At 74.3% G+C, this 19711-nt stretch carries 16 protein-coding genes, 1 pseudogene and 1 riboswitch; of the genes and pseudogenes, 12 read left to right on the forward strand and 5 right to left on the reverse strand.

Translation table 11 applies throughout. The annotated features are described in order from the left end of the window. Window positions 1-66 precede the first annotated feature (66 nt). The 5 genes and pseudogenes from pgl to tkt all read right to left on the reverse strand — a co-directional run. The gene (pgl, locus tag LEP48_RS09460) at window positions 67-882 is read right to left on the reverse strand and encodes a 6-phosphogluconolactonase (protein WP_225565334.1); all 816 of its coding nucleotides are present in this window, start codon (window positions 880-882) and stop codon (window positions 67-69) included. Beyond that, window positions 879-1814 (reverse strand): glucose-6-phosphate dehydrogenase assembly protein OpcA, encoded by a 936-nt coding sequence (opcA, locus tag LEP48_RS09465; RefSeq protein ID WP_225565335.1) that lies wholly within the window; start codon window positions 1812-1814, stop codon window positions 879-881. Before opcA ends, pgl begins: the two co-directional genes overlap by 4 nt. 102 nt (window positions 1815-1916) lie before the next feature. Continuing rightward, entirely contained in the window at window positions 1917-3458 is a 1542-nt protein-coding gene (gene zwf, locus LEP48_RS09470) for a glucose-6-phosphate dehydrogenase (RefSeq protein ID WP_225565336.1), read from the reverse strand. Between the two features lie 82 nt (window positions 3459-3540). Further along, window positions 3541-4665 (reverse strand): transaldolase, encoded by a 1125-nt coding sequence (gene tal, locus LEP48_RS09475; RefSeq protein WP_225565419.1) that lies wholly within the window; start codon window positions 4663-4665, stop codon window positions 3541-3543. 165 nt (window positions 4666-4830) lie between these two features. Then, window positions 4831-6948, reverse strand: a pseudogene (gene tkt / locus LEP48_RS09480) (transketolase); the annotation flags it as partial. 437 nt (window positions 6949-7385) lie between these two features. Here tkt and LEP48_RS09485 point away from each other — a divergent pair. From LEP48_RS09485 to ribH, 12 genes are all read left to right on the forward strand, one after another. After that, on the forward strand, window positions 7386-8396 hold the full coding sequence (locus LEP48_RS09485; protein ID WP_422723824.1) for a heme o synthase: 1011 nt from the start codon (window positions 7386-7388) through the stop codon (window positions 8394-8396). A 113-nt stretch (window positions 8397-8509) separates the two neighbouring features. Then, a complete protein-coding gene (xerD, locus tag LEP48_RS09490) occupies window positions 8510-9451 on the forward strand; it encodes a site-specific tyrosine recombinase XerD (protein ID WP_225565337.1) in 942 nt (313 codons plus the stop codon). A gap of 52 nt (window positions 9452-9503) precedes the next feature. Continuing rightward, the gene (locus LEP48_RS09495; RefSeq protein ID WP_422723825.1) at window positions 9504-10499 is read left to right on the forward strand and encodes a ParA family protein; all 996 of its coding nucleotides are present in this window, start codon (window positions 9504-9506) and stop codon (window positions 10497-10499) included. Window positions 10500-10596: 97 nt separating this feature from the next. Beyond that, window positions 10597-11514, forward strand: a complete 918-nt coding sequence (locus tag LEP48_RS09500; RefSeq protein ID WP_225565421.1) for a segregation and condensation protein A — start codon at window positions 10597-10599, stop codon at window positions 11512-11514. Continuing rightward, window positions 11511-12209, forward strand: a complete 699-nt coding sequence (gene scpB / locus LEP48_RS09505) for an SMC-Scp complex subunit ScpB (RefSeq protein WP_225565339.1) — start codon at window positions 11511-11513, stop codon at window positions 12207-12209. Before LEP48_RS09500 ends, scpB begins: the two co-directional genes overlap by 4 nt. A gap of 261 nt (window positions 12210-12470) precedes the next feature. Next, window positions 12471-13208, forward strand: coding sequence for a pseudouridine synthase (locus LEP48_RS09510; RefSeq protein ID WP_422723826.1), 738 nt, complete (start codon window positions 12471-12473; stop codon window positions 13206-13208). Window positions 13209-13275: 67 nt separating this feature from the next. Next, window positions 13276-13983 (forward strand): (d)CMP kinase, encoded by a 708-nt coding sequence (gene cmk / locus LEP48_RS09515; protein ID WP_225565341.1) that lies wholly within the window; start codon window positions 13276-13278, stop codon window positions 13981-13983. Window positions 13984-14050: 67 nt separating this feature from the next. Continuing rightward, a complete protein-coding gene (gene der, locus LEP48_RS09520; protein WP_225565342.1) occupies window positions 14051-15646 on the forward strand; it encodes a ribosome biogenesis GTPase Der in 1596 nt (531 codons plus the stop codon). Between the two features lie 129 nt (window positions 15647-15775). Beyond that, window positions 15776-15905, forward strand: a riboswitch (FMN riboswitch). 144 nt (window positions 15906-16049) lie between these two features. After that, window positions 16050-17117 carry a bifunctional diaminohydroxyphosphoribosylaminopyrimidine deaminase/5-amino-6-(5-phosphoribosylamino)uracil reductase RibD gene (ribD, locus tag LEP48_RS09525; RefSeq protein ID WP_225565343.1) on the forward strand — a complete coding sequence of 356 codons (1068 nt, stop codon included), beginning with the start codon at window positions 16050-16052 and terminating at the stop codon, window positions 17115-17117. Between the two features lie 3 nt (window positions 17118-17120). Beyond that, window positions 17121-17759 carry a riboflavin synthase gene (locus tag LEP48_RS09530; RefSeq protein ID WP_225565344.1) on the forward strand — a complete coding sequence of 213 codons (639 nt, stop codon included), beginning with the start codon at window positions 17121-17123 and terminating at the stop codon, window positions 17757-17759. Next, entirely contained in the window at window positions 17756-19159 is a 1404-nt protein-coding gene (locus LEP48_RS09535) for a bifunctional 3,4-dihydroxy-2-butanone-4-phosphate synthase/GTP cyclohydrolase II (RefSeq protein WP_255641054.1), read from the forward strand. Before LEP48_RS09530 ends, LEP48_RS09535 begins: the two co-directional genes overlap by 4 nt. Then, window positions 19156-19659 carry a 6,7-dimethyl-8-ribityllumazine synthase gene (gene ribH / locus LEP48_RS09540; protein ID WP_225565345.1) on the forward strand — a complete coding sequence of 168 codons (504 nt, stop codon included), beginning with the start codon at window positions 19156-19158 and terminating at the stop codon, window positions 19657-19659. Before LEP48_RS09535 ends, ribH begins: the two co-directional genes overlap by 4 nt. Window positions 19660-19711: the final 52 nt, after the last annotated feature.

The following is a 19711-nucleotide window of genomic DNA, read 5'->3' on the forward strand; positions in this document are numbered from 1 at the left end:
GTCGAGACGAGGTCTCGGCGGGCTCGACCCGCGTGGCGGGGCGACGCCGCGGCCCGCGCGCGGAGGTCAGCCGTTCGCGGCGGCGGCGTCGAGCAGCCAGAGGGTGCGCTCGGTGCCGACGGCTCCCGCGGCGGGGACGTCGGTGACGGCGCCGCCCGCGAGGGCCGCGGCCGCCTGCGCCGCCTTGTCGGCGCCCGCGACGACGAACCACACCTCGCGGGCGCACCGGATGGCGTCGAACGTCAGCGACACGCGCTCCGGCGGCGGCTTCGGGGAGCCGTGGACACCCACCGTGGCGCCGACGGCCGCGAGGCCCGCGTGCCCGGGGAACAGCGAGGCCACGTGCCCGTCGGGGCCCATGCCCAGCAGCAGCACGTCGAACCGGGGGACCTGCGCCGAGGCGTCCCTCCCGTCGGCGTCGTCCGTGTCCGCGTACCGGGCGAGCTCGACGGCGTAGGCCGCCGCGGACTGCTCGGGCGTCTCGACGGTCGTGCCGGCGGTGACGGTGCCCAGGGCGGGCGCCGGGTGCACGTTGCCGGCCGGGAGGCCCGCCGACGCGACGAGCGTGTCGAGCAGCGCCTCTCGGGCCTGGGTCTCGTTGCGCTCGGGGTCGCCGTCGGGCAGGAACCGCTCGTCGCCCCACCACAGATGCACCCCGGACCAGTCGACCGCGTCCCGCACGGGGCTGACGGCGACGGCGGCGAGGGTGCGGATGCCCACGGTCCCGCCGGTGAGGACGACGTGCACGGGCGTGCGCACGGACTGCACGTCGATCAGCCGCGTGAGCAGGCGTGCGGCCGCCGCCTCGGCCAGCAGCCCGGCGTCCGGGTGGACGACGACGGCGGGCGCCGCGCCCCGCGCGGGTGTCGCGTGGCCGCTCATGCGTCGGCCCGCACGGTCTCGACCCGGTCGAGGCCCCTGGTGAGGACCTCGCCGTAGAGCTCGTCGGGGTCGAGCCGCCGCAGCTCCTCGATGAGGGCCTCGTTGAGCGCCCGGATCGGCAGCGCCATCCGGCGCTCGGGCTTGTTGGGCTGGGTGATGGTGACGACGCGCCCGTCCGGGCGGTCGAGCACGATCGGGCCGGTCTTGCGCTCGAGGACCACCCGTGTGATCGCGTCGTTGCCGTCGGTGCGGGCCACGACGGCGGGGCAGCGCAGCCGCTGCCCGAGCCAGGCGGCGAGCAGGTCGAGCGACGTGTGCTGCTCCTCGCCCTCGACGCGGACGGCGGTCACGGGCTCGAAAGGAGGCTGCTCCACGGCGGCCGCGATGAGCCCGCGCCACAGCGTGACGCGCGCCCAGGCGAGGTCGGTGTCCCCGGGCTGGTAGGCCTGGGCGAGCCGGCCGAGCATCGCCACCGGCTCGTGGGACGTCGTGGTGTCGGTGATCCGGCGGTGCGCCATGCGCCCGAGCGGGTCGGCGGACGGCTCGTCGGGACCGCCGGAGGGCCACCACACGACGATCGGGGCGTCGGGCAGGAGCAGCGGCATGACGAGGGTGTCGGTGCGCTGAACCATCTCCTGCGAGGCACGCAGGACGACGACCTCCGAGGCGCCGGCGTCGCCACCGACCCGGATCTCGGCGTCGAGCCGAGGGGGGCCGTCGTGCTCGCCGAGGGAGGTGATGACGACCACCCGGCACGGGTGCTCGTGGCTCGCCTCGTTCGCGGTGCGGACCGCCTCCTCGATGTCGGTCTCCTGGGCGACGACGACCAGGGTCAGCACGCGCCCCAGGGCGACCGCGCCGCCCTCGTCGCGCAGGTGGGCGAGGCGCTTGCCGACCGCGTTCGTCGTCGTGTCCGGCATGTCGATGATCATCGGGGCTCTCCTGTCGGGGTGCCGGACGGTGTCGTCGCGGGCGAGGGAGTCACGGGCGGGTGGGCGGGGGAGTGACGGGTGGGCTGGCGATCTCCGAACGGGTCACGGGCGACGCCAGGCGCGCCCGTCGCGGGCCATCATGGCGTCGGCCGACGGCGGCCCCCACGTCCCCGCCGGGTAGGGCTCGGGCTTGCCCTTGCTCGCCCAGTAGGAGGTGACGGGGTCGACGATCTGCCACGACAGCTCGACCTCCTCGCGGGTCGGGAAGAGCGGCGGGTCGCCCAGCAGGACGTCGAGGATCAGCCGCTCGTAGGCCTCGGGAGAGGACTCGGTGAACGAGTGCCCGTACCCGAAGTCCATCGTGACGTCCCGCACCTCCATCGCGGTGCCCGGCACCTTGGCGCCGAACCGCATCGTGACGCCCTCGTCCGGCTGGACGCGGATGACGAGGGCGTTGTTGCCCAGGTCGGAGGTGAGCGACGACTCGAACGGCAGGTGCGGCGCCTTCTTGAACACGACCGCCACCTCCGTGACCCGGCGGCCGAGCCGCTTGCCGGTCCGCAGGTAGAACGGGACGCCGGCCCAGCGGCGGTTGTCGATGTCCAGGCGCACCGCCGCGAAGGTCTCCGTGGTGGAGCGGGGGTTGAAGCCCTCCTCCTCGAGGAACCCGACGACCTTCTCGCCGCCCTGCCATGCGCCGGCGTACTGGCCGCGGGCGGTGTGCCGGCCAAGGTCGCGGGGGAGGCGGACGGAGGACAGCGCCTTGATCTTCTCCGAGCGCAGCGCCTGGGCGCCGAAGTCCACCGGTTCCTCCATCGCCACGAGCGCCAGGAGCTGGAGCAGGTGGTTCTGGATGACGTCGCGCGCCGCGCCGATGCCGTCGTAGTAGCTCGCGCGACCGCCGATGCCGATGTCCTCGGCCATGGTGATCTGCACGTGGTCGACGTAGTGGTTGTTCCACAGCGGCTCGAACATCTGGTTCGCGAACCGCAGGGCCAGGAGGTTCTGCACCGTCTCCTTGCCGAGGTAGTGGTCGATGCGGAACACGGAGTCCGGGGGGAACACCTCGGAGACGACCGCGTCGAGCTCGCGGGCGCTGGCCAGGTCGTGCCCGAACGGCTTCTCGATGACGACGCGCCGCCAGGCGTCCTCCTCGGAGCTGGACAGCCCGGAGGCGGCCAGCTGCTTGCACACCAGCGGGAACGCGCTGGGCGGGACGGACAGGTAGAAGGCGTGGTTGCCCCCGGTGCCGCGCTCCGCGTCCAGCGTCTCCACCGTCTGCCGCAGCCGTTCGAACGCCTCGGGGTCGTCGAAGGACCCCTGGACGAAGCGGATGCCCTCGGCGAGCTGGCGCCAGGTGGCCTCACGGAACGGGGTGCGCGCGTGCTCCTTGACGGCGTCGTGCACGACCTCGGCGAAGTCCTGGTCCGCCCAGTCCCGCCGGGCGAAGCCGGTGAGGGCGAAGCCCGGGGGCAGGAGCCCCCGGTTGGCGAGGTCGTACACGGCGGGCATGAGCTTCTTGCGCGACAGGTCGCCCGTGACGCCGAAGATCACCAGGCCGCTCGGGCCGGCGATTCGGGGCAGGCGCAGGTCCAGCGGGTCGCGCAACGGGTTCTGCTCAGCGGTGATCTTGGCCGGTCTCACGGTGTCCCGTCTCTCGTGCGGTGGTCGTGCGGGGGGCTGGCGGGCTGCTGACCGGGACCGCGGGCGCGCGTCCCGGCCGGTGTCAGGCGCCGGCGGCGTCGAGCCCGGACTTGGTCGTGGTGAGCAGCTCGTCCCAGCTCACTTCGAACTTGTGCACGCCCTCCTCCTCGAGCGCGCGCGTCACCTCGTCCATGGAGACTCCCTGGGCCTCGATCGCGGCGATCGTCGCGGCCGACTCGTCCGCCGCCCCCGAGACGGTGTCGCCGACGACGAGCCCGTGGTCGGCGAACGCGTCGAGGGTGGCCTGCGGCATCGTGTTCACGACCCCCGGCGCGACGAGCTCGTCGACGTAGAGGGTGTCGCGGTACGACGGGTCCTTGACTCCCGTGGAGGCCCACAGCGGTCGCTGGCCGCGTGCCCCGGACGCGGCGAGCGCCGTCCAGCGGTCGGAAGCGAAGACCTCGTCGTGGGCGGCGTAGGCGAGGCGCGCGTTGGCGATCGCCGCCTTGCCGCGCAGCGCGAGGGCCTCGTGGGTGCCGACGTCGGCCAGCGCCTTGTCGACGGCGGCGTCCACGCGGGAGACGAAGAACGACGCGACGGAGCCGATGGGAGCCAGGTCGTGGCCGTTCGCCTTCGCCTGCTCCAGACCGGCCAGGAAGGCGTCCATCACGGCGCGGTAGCGCTCGATGGAGAAGATCAGGGTGACGTTGACGCTGATGCCCTCGGCGAGGACCGCGGTGATCGCCGGCAGGCCCTCCACCGTCGCGGGGATCTTGATCATGACGTTCGGGCGGTCGACGGTGGCCCACAGCCGCTTCGCCACCGCGACGGTGGCGTCGGTGTCGCGCGCCAGGCGCGGGTCGACCTCGATCGACACCCGGCCGTCGACGGTGCCCGTCGCGTCGTAGACGTCGCGCAGGACGTCGGCCGCGGCGCGCACGTCGTCGGTGGTGATGCGCTCGACGGCGGCCTCGACGTCGGTGCCGGCGAGCTCGGCCAGGGTGCCGGTGTAGGCGTCGCCCACGGAGAGCGCCTTGGCGAAGATGGTGGGGTTGGTCGTCACGCCGACGACGTCGCGCGTGCGCACGAGCTCGGCGAGGTTGCCGGTGTCGAGGCGCTGGCGGGACAGGTCGTCGAGCCAGATCGAGACCCCGGCCTCGCTCAGGCGCTGGGTGGGTCGGACCTGGTCGGTGGTGCTCTCGGTCATCGCGGTGCCTTCCTTCTCGTCGTCGCCCCCGTCGCCGAGGGCCTCGCGCCGACGTGCCGCCGACGTCCCGTCGGGGCCGGCCGGCCCGGGAAGGACCCGGGGCCGGCCGGCGCGACGGCGGTGGGCCGGGGGGGCGCGCGGGCGCGCGGGCCCCCCGCGCCGGCACCCCGGCGGGGCGGGGGCGGCCGCCCTGGCCGCGGCCGCCCCGGCCTCGGCCGTGATGCCGAACTCGCGGTACAGCGTCTGGTAGTCGGCGGACGCGCCGTAGTGCTCCAGCGAGACGGAGCGCCCGGCGTCGCCCACGATGTCGCGCCAGCCCTGCGAGATGCCGGCCTCGACGGAGACGCGGGCCTTCACGGCGGCCGGGAGCACCTGCTCGCGGTAGGCGGCGTCCTGCTTGTCGAACCACTCGCGGCTTGGCATGGACACGACGCGCGCCGCGACGCCCTCGGCGGCGAGGAGCTCGCGCGCCTGGACGGCGAGCTGGACCTCGGAACCGGTGCCCACGAGGACCACGTCCGGCACGCCGGTGGCGGGGTTCACGGAGTCGACGAGCGTGTAGGCGCCCTTGAGGGTGCCCTCGGCGCCGGCGAACCCGTCGGTGTCGCGCGGGAACGTCGGGACGTTCTGGCGGGTGAGGACGATGCCGGCCGGGTTGGCGGTGTTCTCGATGATGCCCCGCCAGGCCCACGCGGTCTCGTTCGCGTCGGCGGGACGCACGACGTCGAGTCCCGGGATGGCGCGCAGCGCGGCCAGGTGCTCGACGGGCTGGTGCGTGGGCCCGTCCTCGCCGAGGCCGATGGAGTCGTGCGTCCACACGAAGGTCGTGGGGATCTCCATGAGCGCGGCCAGGCGGACGGACGCCCGCATGTAGTCCGCGAACTGCAGGAACGTGCCACCGTACGGACGGGTCAGGCCGTGCAGCACGATGCCGTTGAGGATCGCGCCCATGCCGTGCTCACGGATGCCGAAGTGCAGCGTGCGCCCGTAGGGGTTGCCCGGGAACTTCTTGGTCGCGTGCTCGACGGGGATGAACGACGGCTGGCCGTCCATGGTCGTGTTGTTCGAGCCGGCGAGGTCCGCGGAGCCGCCCCAGAGCTCGGGCAGCACGTCGGCGAGAGCGCTGAGGACCTTGCCGGAAGCCGCACGGGTGGCGACGCCCTTCTCGGAGGCCTCGAAGACGGGCAGCGCGTCGGTCCAGCCCTCGGGCAGCGCGCGGGCGGTGAGCCGGTCGAGGAGCGCGGCGCGGGCGGGAGCCGCCGTGCGCCAGGCCGTGTAGGCCCTGTCCCAGGCGGCCCGCTCGTCGGACTGCCGCTCGGCCACGGCACGCGTGTACGCGAGGACCTCGTCGTCGACGGCGAACGTGGCCTCCGGGTCCAGGCCGAGCACGGTCTTGAGCCCGGCCACCTCGTCGGTGCCCATGGCGGAGCCGTGGATGCCGCCCGTGTTCTGCTTGGTGGGCGAGGGCCACCCGATGATCGTGCGCAGGGCGATGAACGACGGCCGGTCGGTCTCGGCCTTCGCCGCGGCCAGGGCGGCGGCGAGCGCGTCGACGTCCTCGGCGTAGCCGGTGTCGCCCTGCGTCCAGTCGACGCGCTGGGTGTGCCAGCCGTAGGAGGCATACCGCGCCAGCGTGTCCTCCGTGAAGGCGATGTCGGTGTCGTCCTCGATGGAGATCTTGTTGTCGTCCCAGATGACGACCAGGTTGCCCAGCTTCTGGGTGCCGGCGAGCGAGGAGGCCTCGGAGGTGACGCCCTCCTGCAGGTCGCCGTCGGAGGCGATGACGTACACGTGGTGGTCGAACGGCGAGGCGCCCGGGGCCGTGTCGGGGTCGAGCAGGCCACGCTCCTTGCGGGCGGCGAACGCCATGCCCACGGCCGAGGCGAGCCCCTGGCCGAGCGGGCCGGTGGTGATCTCGACGCCGGGCGTGTGGCGGAACTCCGGGTGGCCCGGGGTCTGCGAGCCCCAGGTCCGCAGCGCCTGGAGGTCGTCGATCTCCATGCCGTAGCCGGCGAGGAAGAGCTGCAGGTACAGGGTCAGGGACGAGTGCCCCGCCGAGAGCACGAACCGGTCGCGTCCGACCCAGTGGGGGTCCGCCGGGTCGTGCCGCATCGTCTTCTGGAAGAGCAGGTAGGCGGCGGGCGCGAGCGAGATCGCCGTCCCCGGGTGGCCGTTGCCGACCTTCTCGACGGCGTCGGCGGCGAGCGCCTTGATGGTCTTCACCGCGCGGTCGTCGAGATCGGTCCACTCGAGCGGGGCGACGGCGGGGTCGAACGCGTTCACAGATGTGCCTCTTTCCTGCCCGGGGCCTGCCCCGGGTGATTGCTGCTGCTCTGCCGGTACCGGGCGTCGGCCGGCGGCGGCGCGGGGCCGCCGGGACGTCCGACTGGACGGCACGGGGCGGGTGCGGTGCGGGTGTCGACGTGCTGCACGATGTCTGGCTGCATGCCCCTGCCGTGTGCAGCACCACCCTAGCGTCGAGCATTCCGCGTTCGCCCGCAGCGCAGCGGTCCGTCCCACCTACTGGGCGCAGGCGGGACGGACGCCGGGGTGGGGGCGCGGTGCGCCGGCCGGGGGACGGGCCGGGCGTTTCTCACATCATGAACCTGGCGGGTGGGCCGACGTCCGCAGGTCGCGCGGCGTAGCATGAGGCGACGAGCGGTCCCCTCCGGTCGCCCGAACTGCCAGGACCCCCAGCCGAGAACGGAACCTGAGCGCGCGTGAGCACCACCAGCCCCACGACGTCCCACCCGTCGACGCCCACCCGTGCCGTCGAGCACCGGTCCCGGCGCGAGCGGACGAACGACGATCGGGAGCAGCAGGCGCACCTGCCCCGTGCCGACCGGAGCTGGCGGGACCGCGTCGGCGCGTACGTCGCGCTGACGAAGCCGCGCATCATCGAGCTCCTGCTGTGGACGACGCTGCCGACGATGATCCTCGCCGAGGACGGGTGGCCCAGCCTGTGGCTCGTCGTCGCGACCCTGGTGGGCGGCACGCTGGCCGCGTCGTCGGCCAACGTCTTCAACTGCTACCTCGACCGGGACATCGACGAGGTGATGAACCGGACCAAGCGTCGTCCGCTCGTCACCGGCGAGGTGACGCCGCGCGCCGCGCTCGTCTTCGCCACCGTGCTCGGGGTGGCGTCGCTCCTGTGGTTCTCGATCTTCGTCAACGTGCTGTCGGCGTGGCTCGCGTTCGCCGCGATCCTCATCTACGTCGTCGGCTACACGATGATCCTCAAGCGACGGACGCCGCAGAACATCGTGTGGGGCGGCATCGCCGGCTGCATCCCGGTGTTCATCGGCTGGGCGGCCGTCAACGACAGCCTCTCGTGGGCTTCGGTGGCGCTGTTCGGCGTGATCTTCTTCTGGACGCCGCCGCACTACTGGCCGCTGTCGGTGAAGTTCAAGCGCGACTACGCCAACGCCGGCGTGCCGATGCTCCCGGTGGTCGCGTCCGACCGCCGGGTGGCCGTCGAGATGCTCGTGCACACCGGCGCCATGATCGCCTGCTCGCTCGCCCTCGTGCCGCTGGCCGGCATGTCGTGGGTCTACACCGTGGTGGCGACCGGCCTGGGCGCATGGTTCGCGTGGCTCGTCGTGGCCATGCTGCGCCGCGCGCAGGGCAAGTCCCAGGGCAAGCTCGGCGCGATGAAGGTCTTCCACGGCTCGATCACCTACCTCACGCTGCTGTTCGTCGCCGTCGCGGTGGACGTCTTCCTGCCCTTCTGAGCACGGGCACCAGCGCCCTCGGGCCGCCCACCCCCGGCCGTGCGTCGTCGACGCGCCCGCGGGGCGCGGGCCGGTGTCCCGCGGACGCGGGCATGATGGGGGACGTGCCGACCATGACCGATCCGGACCTCGCGCCCGGGCTGGCGACCCCGTTGCGCGACTACCTCGCGCACCTGCGGGTCGAGCGCGGGCTGTCGGCGAACACGCTGGCCGCCTACCGCCGGGACCTGGGGCGGTACGCACGCCACCTGGCGACGCTCGGGCGCTCGCGGCTGGACCAGGTCGCCGAGGCGGACGTCACCGCGTACGTGGGGGTGCTGCGCCGCGGCGAGGACGGCGCGGCGGCGCTGTCCGCGTCCTCCACCGCGCGCGCCCTCGCGGCCGTGCGCGGGTGGCACCGGTTCGCGCACGCCGAGGGGCTGACGGCCGGCGACCCGGCCGCCGAGGTGGCCTCGCCCAGCGCGCTGCGGCGGCTGCCTTACGCCCTGTCCGTCGACGAGACGTCGCGGCTGCTGGAGGCCGCGGGCGCGGGGGAGGGCCCGGTGCCCCTGCGGGACCGGGCGCTGCTCGAGCTGCTCTACTCCACCGGCGGGCGCATCAGCGAGGTGGTGGGCCTCGACGTCGACGACGTGACGGGCGGGGCGGGGACCCTACGGCTGCGCGGCAAGGGGGACAAGGAACGTGTCGTGCCGGTCGGGTCGTACGCGCGTGAGGCGGTCGACGCCTACCTCGTGCGCGCACGGACGCCGCTCGCCGCCGCCGGGCGGGGCACCCCCGCCCTGTTCCTCAACACCCGGGGGGCCAGGCTGTCGCGGCAGAGCGCCTGGGCGGTGCTGCAGGCGGCGGCCGACCGGGCGGGCCTGACCCAGCACGTCTCGCCGCACACGCTGCGGCACTCGTTCGCCACCCACCTGCTCTCCGGCGGCGCCGACGTGCGCGTCGTGCAGGAGCTGCTCGGGCACGCGTCGGTGACGACCACGCAGATCTACACGATGGTCACCCCCGACACCCTGCGCGAGGTGTACGCCGCTGCGCATCCGAGGGCTCTGGGGTGAGCATCCGGCGCGCCCGGCGCGCCGCCGGGGCGCCGCAGGACGCTGGGGTAGCGTGACGCAGGTGAGCGAGGGACTCGGGAGCGACATGATGACGCAGACGACCACGAGCGACGCCTCACCGACTGCTGGTTCGGGGTCGCGTCCGAGCACGGGCGCCCCGGCTCCGCTCCTCGGCGGTCCGGGCGCCGGGGACGGTCCTGACCAGCCCCGCACCGACGTCGTGGGGCGGCCGCTGCCCGACTTCCCGGAGCCCCCGCCCCTGGCCTCGCACGGGCCCGCCCGCATCGTGGCGATGTGCAACCAGAAGGGCGGCGTCGGCAAGACCACGACGACGATCAACCTGGGTGCGGCGCTCGCGGAGTACGGGCGCCGGGTGCTCCTGGTGGACTTCGACCCGCAGGGGGCGGCGTCCGTCGGCGTCGGGGTGAACCCGCACGACCTCGACATGAGCGTCTACAACCTGCTGATGGAGCGGGACGTCACCCTGGACGACGTCCTGCAGTCCACGGCGATCGACGGCCTCGACGTGCTGCCCGCGAACATCGACCTGTCCGCGGCCGAGGTGCAGCTGGTCGGCGAGGTGGCGCGCGAATCGGTGCTCGCGCGCGCCCTGCGGCCTGCGCTCGACGACTACGACGTGATCCTCGTCGACTGCCAGCCTTCCCTGGGGCTGCTCACCGTCAACGCGCTGACCGCCGCGCACGGGGTGCTGATCCCGCTCGAGTGCGAGTTCTTCGCGCTGCGCGGCGTCGCGCTGCTGGTGGAGACCATCGAGAAGGTCCGCGACCGGCTCAACCCCGAGCTCGAGGTCGACGGCATCCTGCCCACGATGTACGACTCGCGCACGCTGCACTCCCGCGAGGTCGTGGCGCGGGTGCACGAGGCGTTCGGCGACACGTTGCTGCACACGGTCATCGGGCGGACGGTGAAGTTCCCCGACGCGTCCGTCGCCGCGGAGCCGATCACGAACTACGCCCCCGCCCACGCCGGCGCCGCGGCGTACCGGCAGCTGGCGCGGGAGCTCGTGGCCCGCGGTGACTCCGCCTGAGACGAAGGTGCAGCGCAGGGTGGAGGCCGAGGAACGAGGCATCCGGCCGGAGCGGAACCGCGGTCTCGGGCGGCAGGAGTCCGGTCCTGAGACGAAGGTGCAGCGCAGGGTGGAGGCCTCGGCCCGGGCCGCTGAGCGGGATGCCGGGTCGGGCTTCGAGGTCCACCTGGAGAACTTCAGCGGTCCGTTCGACCTGCTGCTGTCGCTGATCGCGAAGCACGAGCTGGACGTGACGGAGCTGGCGCTGGCGGCGGTCACCGACGAGTTCGTGGCCCACATCCGCGCGGCGGAGGACGCCGCCCGGTCGGCGGCGGAGCGGGGCGAGGTGCTGGCGTCGTGGGACCTCGGGGTGGCGAGCGAGTTCCTCGTCGTGGCCGCGACGCTGCTCGACCTCAAGGCCGCCCGGCTGCTGCCGGGCCTGGTGGAGGAGGACGGCGAGGACCTGGAGCTGCTGGAGGCGCGCGACCTGCTGTTCGCGCGTCTGCTCCAGTACCGCGCGTACAAGGAAGTCTCCGCGGTGCTCGCGGAACGGCTGGCGACCGAGGGTCGCAGGGTGCCGCGCTCGGTGCCGCTCGACCCCGAGCTGGCCGCGCTGCTGCCCGAGCTGGTGTGGACGCTGGACGGTGACCGTCTCGCCGCGCTCGCCGCGCGTGCCCTGGAGCCGAGGCTCCCGCCGGTGGTCGGCCTCGACCACCTGCACTCGCCGGCGGTGAGCGTGCGGGAGCAGGCCGCCGTGGTGGCGCGCCGGCTGCGGCGCGACCACGTGGTGACGTTCCGGGCCCTCGTGGCGGGGGAGGAACGTCTGGTCGCGGTGGCCCGCTTCCTCGCGCTGCTGGAGCTGTTCCGCTCGGGCCAGGTCGCGTTCGAGCAGGCGGCGGCCCTGGGGGAGCTCACGGTGCGGTGGACGGCGACGGACGACCTGTCCGACGAGGATGCGGCGTTCGCCGCGGGCTTCGAGGAGTTCGACGGCGCACCGGGCGACGCACCCGACGGCGCGACGGAGGTGGTGGCATGAGTACGAGGACCGAGGAACCGGGATCGCTCGAGGAAGACGCCGTGCATCCCGGCGAGCCGGCCGCGGACGCCGTCGACGTCGTCGACGTCGACGACCTGCCCGGCGGGCTCCCTGCGGCGCTGGAGGCGGTGCTCATGGTCACGGACGTACCGGTCGCGGTGGAACGGTTGGCCGCGGGGACGTCCCGGACGGTGGCCGAGGTCTCCGCGGCGCTGCGAGACCTGGCCGCGGAGTACCGCGGCGAGCGGGGCGGCCGACCGCGCGGGTTCGAGCTGCGCGAGGGTGCGGAGGGCTGGCGGGTCTACTCCGCCCGTGCGCACGCGGACGTGGTCGGCGGGTTCGTGCTGGAAGGGCAGTCCGCCCGGCTGAGCCAGGCGGCGCTGGAGACGCTCGCCGTCGTCGCCTACCGCCAGCCGGTGACCCGCGGACAGGTCTCGGCGGTGCGGGGTGTGAACGTGGACGGCGTCGTGCGCACGCTCCTGGCGCGAGGCCTCATCGCCGAGACGGGGCAGGACCCGCTCAGCGGCGCGGCGCTGTTCGGCACGACGGGCGACTTCCTGGACCGCATGGGCTGGTCGTCCCTCGACGAGCTGCCGCCCCTCGCGCCGCACCTGCCTGGCGTCGACGAGGCGGTCGGTCTGGACCCCACGTCGAGGCGGGTCGTGCTGCCGGGGGTGGACGAGCCCGAGGCGTGACCGGGCAGGTGTGAGGTACATGGCGTGCGGTGGCGGCGCGCGCGTGGCCGCGACCTGAGAGAATTGGCGACCATGAGCACCGAAGGCCGCGGCGGGAGCCGCCGCACCCCACGTCCCGCAGGTTCGTCGTCGAGCGGGAACCGACGTCAGGGCGGTGCGCCGCGGGGCGGCAGCGCCCGGGGCGGCGCCCAGCGACCTGCACGCCCAGCGCGTCCGGCCAGGCCTCCGCGGGCCGGCAGCGGAAAGGACGACCACCTGGACGTGCACGTCGCCGACGGCGTGCGCCTGCAGAAGGTCCTCGCGCAGGCGGGCGTGGGCTCGCGACGCAAGTGCGAGGAGCTCATCGCCGAGGGGCACGTCGAGGTGGACGGCGTCCTGGTCACCGAGCTGGGCGTGCGGGTCGACCCCGCCACCGCGGCGATCCACGTGGACGGCCTGCGGGTGCAGCTCGACGCCTCGAAGATCACCCTGGTGCTCAACAAGCCCCTGGGCGTCGTGTCGACGATGAGCGACCCCGACGGACGGCCGACGATCGCCGACCTGGTCAAGGACCGGTCCGAGCGGCTGTTCCACGTCGGGCGGCTCGACACCGACAGCGAGGGCCTGCTCCTGCTGACGAACGACGGCGAGCTGGCCAACCGGCTCGCCCACCCGAAGTACGAGATCCCGAAGACGTACCTCGTGACGGTCGAGGGCGGCGAGTTCTACCCCCGGCACGCCAAGGAGCTGCAGAGCGGCGTGGAGCTCGACGACGGCGTGGCGCGCATGGACAAGGTCCGCGTGGTCGACTCCGTGCCGGGCGTGACGATGCTCGAGGTCGTGCTGCACGAGGGCCGTAACCGCATCGTGCGACGCATGCTGGCCGAGGTGGGCTTCCCGGTCATCCGCCTGGTGCGCACCCGCATGGGCCCGATCCCGCTCGGCGACCTCAAGGCGGGGCGGACACGGGTGCTCGGACGTACCGAGCTCGGCACGCTCATGCGCGCCGTCGACATGTGAGGTCGCGGCCGTCGTCGCCCCGCACGTCCGCACGATCCTCAGCACGCAGAGCAAGGCACAACAGAAGGTGAGCAGTCACGTGGTCGTCATCGCCGTCGACGGACCCTCGGGGTCGGGCAAGTCCAGTGTCTCGAAGGCCGTCGCCGCACGGCTGCGGCTGGCCTACCTCGACACCGGCGCCATGTACCGGGCGGCGACGCTCTGGTGCGTCGGGCGGGGGACCGACCTGGCGGACGGCCCCGCCGTCGCCCACGCGGTGCGCGTGATGCCGCTGGACATGGGGCTCGACCCGGCGGCGCCGACGGTGCACCTCGACGGCCGCGACGTGGCCGAGGCCATCCGCACCACCGAGGTGTCGACGGCGGTGTCCGCCGTGGCGACGAACCTCGACGTGCGCGCCGAGCTGCGCCGCCGCCAGCGGGCGATCATCGAGGCGGAGGCCGCGGCCGGCGGGTTCTCCGACGGGCGCGGGATCGTGGCCGAGGGTCGCGACATCACGACGGTGGTCGCCCCGGACGCGGACACGCGCGTGCTGCTCACCGCGAGCGAGGCGGCCCGCCTGCGCCGTCGCTCCCTGGAGGTGCACGGTGCTGCCGACGACTCCGCCGTGGAGGCGACGCGCGACCAGGTGCTGCGCCGCGACCGGGACGACGCGACCGTGAGCCAGTTCCAGGTGGCGGCGGACGGCGTCGTGACGGTCGACTCCTCGGACCTCGACTTCGAGCAGACGGTCGACGCCGTGCTGGCGGTGGTGGGGCAGACGGCCGGCGCCTGACGCCGATGGGGGGGCGTGACGGGGGTCTCGTTCGTGCCGAGGCCGCAGGCCTGGGAGAATGGTGCGCATGACCCCTCCCGCCGACGGCTCCGTGCCTGCTGCCGAGCCCGCTGACGACCGCATCGACGAGCCGAGCGTCGACGAGCCGAGCGTCGACGAGCCGAGCGTCGACGAGCCGAGCGTCGACGAGCCGAGCGTCGACGCCGTGGCCGACGCCCTGTCCGAGCCCGACGACGAGGCCCGCGAGCGCGCGCTGCGCGCCGGGCTGGAGGACTTCGAGCTCGACGAGGCGGACCGCGCGCTGCTCGAGGCCGAGTGGGACGACGAGGGCCTGGAGCCGGGCGCGGCACCGCTGCCCGTGCTCGCCGTCGTGGGGCGTCCGAACGTGGGCAAGTCCACGCTGGTCAACCGGATCCTGGGCCGCCGCGAGGCGGTCGTCGAGGACACGCCCGGCGTGACGCGCGACCGCGTCAGCTACCCGGCCGAGTGGGCGGGCCGTGAGTTCACGCTCGTGGACACCGGCGGCTGGGAGGTCGACGTCGCCGGCATCGAGTCCAAGGTGGCCGAGCAGGCCGAGGTCGCCATCGCGCTGGCCGACGCGGTGCTGTTCGTGGTGGACGCGACCGTGGGTGCGACGTCGTCGGACGAGCGTGTCGTGGAGCTGCTGCGCCGTTCCGGCAAGCCGGTGGTGCTGTGCGCCAACAAGGTGGACGGGCCCTCCGGCGAGGCGGACGCGGCGTACCTGTGGGCCCTCGGCCTCGGCGAGCCGCACCCCGTCTCCGCCCTGCACGGGCGTGGCACCGGCGACCTGCTGGACGCCACGATGGCGGTGCTCCCCGAGGAGTCCGCGCACGGCGAGCTGCGTCCCGACGGCCCGCGCCGCGTGGCGCTCATCGGCCGCCCGAACGTGGGCAAGTCGTCGCTGCTGAACAAGATCGCGGGCTCGGAGCGCGTCGTGGTCGACGAGACCGCCGGCACCACGCGCGACCCGGTCGACGAGCTCGTCGAGATCAAGGGCGTGCCGTACTGGCTGGTCGACACCGCCGGCATCCGCCGCCGGGTGCACCAGACGCGCGGCGCCGACTTCTACGCCTCCCTGCGCACGCAGGCCGCGATCGAGAAGGCGGAGGTCGCGGTCGTCCTCGTGGACGCGTCGGAGCCGATGACGGAGCAGGACACGCGGGTCGTCTCGCAGGTGGTGGACGCCGGCCGCGCCCTCGTCATCGCGTACAACAAGTGGGACCTCATGGACGAGGACCGCCGCCCGTTCCTCGAGCGGGAGATCGAGCGCGACCTCGTGCAGGTGCAGTGGGCGCCGCGGGTCAACGTCTCGGCCCGCACCGGGTGGCACACGGAGCGGCTCGTGCCCGCGCTCGAGCGGTCTCTGGAGTCGTGGGACAAGCGCATCCCCACGGGGCGGCTCAACGCGTTCCTGGGCGAGCTCGTGGCCGCGCACCCGCACCCGCTGCGCGGGGGCAAGCAGCCGCGCATCCTGTTCGGCACGCAGGCGTCCACGCGCCCGCCGCGGTTCGTGATCTTCGCCACGGGATTCATCGAGGCGGGGTACCGGCGGTTCATCGAGCGCCGCCTGCGCGAGACGTTCGGTTTCGAGGGCACACCGATCGAGATCAGCGTGCGCGTGCGCGAGAAGCGCCGCCGCTGACCGACTCCACCTCCATCGCGTGCCCCGCTGACGGACCCCGCCCGGATACCGGGCGGAGTCCGCCTGTCGAACGGCGCCTTGCCACCGGGACCCGCGGCATGGCACGGTCAGCGATGACGAGCGAGAAGCTCGCGTGCTCTGGGGTCGGTGAAACTCCGAACCGGCGGTGACAGTCCGCGACCCGGTCACATCCTGTGGCCGGTTGACCAGGTGGAACTCCTGGACCGACGGTCAAAGTCCGGATGGGAAGTGCACGCGACGGCTCGCGCCGTCGGTCCGACCGCCGAACCTCGGGCGCACCCGTGGTGCACCCGTCTCCGGCGTCCGGCCGCGCGGTGCGACCCCGTCCGACCCCTGCCTTCCCGTCCGCCCTCGCGGTGCGCGACCGGAGGAGGGGCAGGTCATGACCGAGCACGAGGCGATGCGGCGGGCGCTGGAGCTCGCTGCGCTCTGGCCGGGCGGTGGCCCCAACCCGCGTGTGGGCTGCGTCCTGCTCGCCCCTGACGGCGCGGTGCTGGCCGAGGGGCACCATCGCGGCGCCGGCACGACGCACGCCGAGGTCGACGCCCTCCAGCGCGCCGTGGCGGCCCACGGGGCCGGGGCGGCGCGCGGCGCGACCGCGGTCGTCACCCTCGAGCCGTGCAACCACCACGGTCGCACCGGCCCCTGCGTCGAGGCGCTCCTCGACGCGGGCGTGACCCGCGTCGTGTACGGCCAGCAGGACCCGAACCCCAGCGCGGCGGGCGGGTCGGCGCGCCTGCGCGCGGCCGGCGTGGACGTCGTCGGCGGGATGCTCGCCGCCGAGGCGCGCTCGCTCAACCCCACCTGGACCCGTGCCGTCGGGCTCGGCCGTCCCGTCGTGACGTGGAAGCTGGCGGGCTCCCTCGACGGCCGGTCCGCCGCTGCGGACGGCACCTCGCGCTGGATCTCCGGCCGCTCGGCGCGCACGGACGCGCACCGCCTGCGTGCCGCCGTCGACGCGGTCATGGTCGGCACGGGCACGGTCGCCGTCGACGACCCCGACCTCACCGTGCGCCACGTGCCCCTGGACGGGCCGCCGCCCGAGCGGGTGGTGGTGGGGCTGCGCGACCTTCCCGCGGCCTCCCGCCTCGCGCGCGCCGCGGCGCAGGGGGAGCGGGTGCACCACGTGCGCACCCACGACCCGCACGCGGCCCTCGAGGCGCTCTGGTACCTCGAGCACCGGCACGTGCTGCTCGAGGGCGGGCCGACGCTCGCCGCGGCGTTCTGGCGGGCCGGCCTCGTCGACGAGGTGGTCGCCTACGTCGCCCCGGTGCTGCTCGGCCTCGGCACCCCCGCCGTGGGGGACCTCGGGATCGGCACCGTCGCCGACGCCGCGCGCCTCGACCTGCTCGACGTCACGGTCCTGCCCGTCGCGGAGCAAGGCGGCGTGCAGGACCCCACCGACACCACCACCGTGCGGCTGACCTTGCGGCCGCGGAAGGAGAGCTGAGCCATGTTCACGGGGATCGTGGAGGAGCTGGGCACTGTCGTCGCCCTCACCACCGGGGCGGACGGGCACGACGGCGGGGGGCGCCTGCGGGTCGCCGCGGAGACCGTGCTCGACGGCACGAGGCCGGGCGACTCGATCGCCGTCGACGGGTGCTGCCTGACCGTGACCGCCGTCGAGGACGGGACCTGGACCGCGGACCTGATGGGCGAGACGCTCGCGCGCACCAGCCTCGGTGCGCGACGGCCCGGCGACCGGGTGAACCTCGAGCGGGCGCTCGCGGCCGACGGGCGCCTGGGCGGGCACGTCGTGCAGGGCCACGTGGACGGCGTCGGCACCGTCGTGTCACGCACCCCCGGGAAGCGGTGGGAGGTGGTGGAGGTGGGGCTGCCCGGCGAGCTGGCGCGGTACCTCGTGGGGCAGGGGTCCGTCGCGGTCGACGGCGTGAGCCTCACCGTGGTGCACGCAGGAGACGAGTCGTTCACCGTGAGCCTCGTCCCCGAGACGCTCGAGCGCACGACACTCGGGCGGCGCGAGGTGGGCGAGAGGGTCAACCTCGAGGTGGACGTGCTGAGCAAGTATGTGGAACGGCACCTGGCGCAGGGCCTGGTGCCGGCGACGGCAGCGGCGGGGGCAGGGCGATGAGCGGGTTCCGAGAGATCGACGGCACGACGGCGGGCCGGGACGCGGCCGCGGACGAGGACGCGGTGCTGCAGCGCGTCGCGCGAGCGGTCGAGGACGTCGCGGCGGGCAAGGCCGTCGTCGTCGTGGACGACGCGGACCGCGAGAACGAGGGCGACCTGATCTTTGCCGCGTCGGCGGCCACGCCGGAGCTCATGGGGCTCCTGGTGCGGTACACGAGCGGGCTGGCGTGCGTGGCCGTCTCCGGTGACGGGCTGGACCGGCTCGGGCTGCCGCTGATGGTCGCGCGCAACCAGGACGCCTTCCGTACCGCCTACACCGTCACCGTGGACGCCGCCGAGGGAGTGACCACGGGGATCTCCGCGGCCGACCGTGCCCGCACCGCCCGGGTGCTCGCGGACCCGTCCGCGTCCCCAGCAGACCTCACGCGGCCCGGCCACGTGCTACCCCTGCGGGCACGCCGCGGTGGGGTGCTCGAACGGCGTGGGCACACGGAGTCCGCCGTCGACCTGGCACGACTGGCCGGTCGCGGTGAGGCGGGCGTGCTCGCCGAGCTGGTGCACGACGACGGCACGATGATGCGGCTCCCCGCGCTGCAGGAGTTCGCCGCCGAGCACGGGCTGACGCTCGTGAGCGTGGCGGACCTGGTCGCGTACCGGCGCGCCACCGAGCTGCTCGCCGAGCGTGTCGCCGTGACGACCCTGCCCACCCGGCACGGCGAGCTCACCGCCGTCGCCTACCGCGACACCCTGACCGGCCACGAGCACGTGGCCCTCGTGGCGGGCCTGCTCGGCGCGCTCAGGACGGACCCCGACGCCGGCGTGCTCGCCCGGGTGCACTCCGAGTGCCTCACCGGGGACACGTTCGGCAGCGAGCGGTGCGACTGCGGGCCCCAGCTCGACGAGGCGCTGCGACGGATCGTGGCGGAGGGTCGCGGCGTCGTCGTCTACCTGCGCGGGCACGAAGGCCGGGGCATCGGCCTCGCAGCCAAGCTCGCCGCGTACGCGCTGCAGGACGCCGGCCTCGACACCGTGGACGCCAACCTCAGCCAGGGCCTGCCCGCCGACGCGCGGGACTACACCGTCGCGGCGCACATCCTGCGCGACCTCGGCGTCACGGGGGTGCGGCTGCTGACCAACAACCCCGCCAAGGCGGCCGGCCTCGCCGGCGGGGGAGTGGACGTCGTCGAGCGGCTCGCGCACGCCGTGGCCGCCGGTCCCCACGCCGACGGGTACCTGCGCACCAAGCGCGACCGGCTGGGGCACGACCTGCCGCACCTGGGCGGGTCCCCGCGCGGCACCAGCAAGGACGTAGTGCACGTGACGGACGAGACGGACGGAGACACCATGACGCACCCCGAGGAGCCCACCGGCGCGGCCCTGACGACCGGAGCAGCCCGGTGAGCGGGGCGGGAGCACCCACCGTCGCGCCCGTCGACTGCTCGGACCTGCGCGTGGCCGTCGTGGCGGCAAGCTGGCACGACGCGGTCATGGACGGGCTGCTCGGCGGCGCCCTGCGAGCGTGCGCGGAACATCGAGTCGTCGCGCCCCGGGTGGTGCGGGTGCCCGGCTCCTTCGAGCTGCCCGTCGCGGCGCAGGCGCTCGCGGTCGCCGGCTACGACGCCGTCGTGGCCCTGGGCGTCGTGATCCGGGGAGGCACGCCGCACTTCGAGTACGTGTGCGAGGCCGCGACCGCCGGGTTGAACCGCGTGGCGCTCGACCACTCGGTGCCCGTGGGGTTCGGAGTGCTCACCTGCGACGACGAGCAGCAGGCCCTCGACAGGGCGGGCCTGGACGGATCCGCGGAGGACTCGGGCTACGAGGCTGCCGCCGCCGCACTGGCGACGGCGCGCGTGCTGGCGGAGGTGCGGGGCGATGCAGGAGCAGCGCCCGACCTGGGGTAGTATTTCCGTCGGCCCTCCGGGGCCGCCATCGGGCCTCGACGTACGTGTCTCT

The organism is Isoptericola luteus, from assembly GCF_020297055.1.
Taxonomy (GTDB): Bacteria; Actinomycetota; Actinomycetes; order Actinomycetales; family Cellulomonadaceae; genus Isoptericola; species Isoptericola luteus.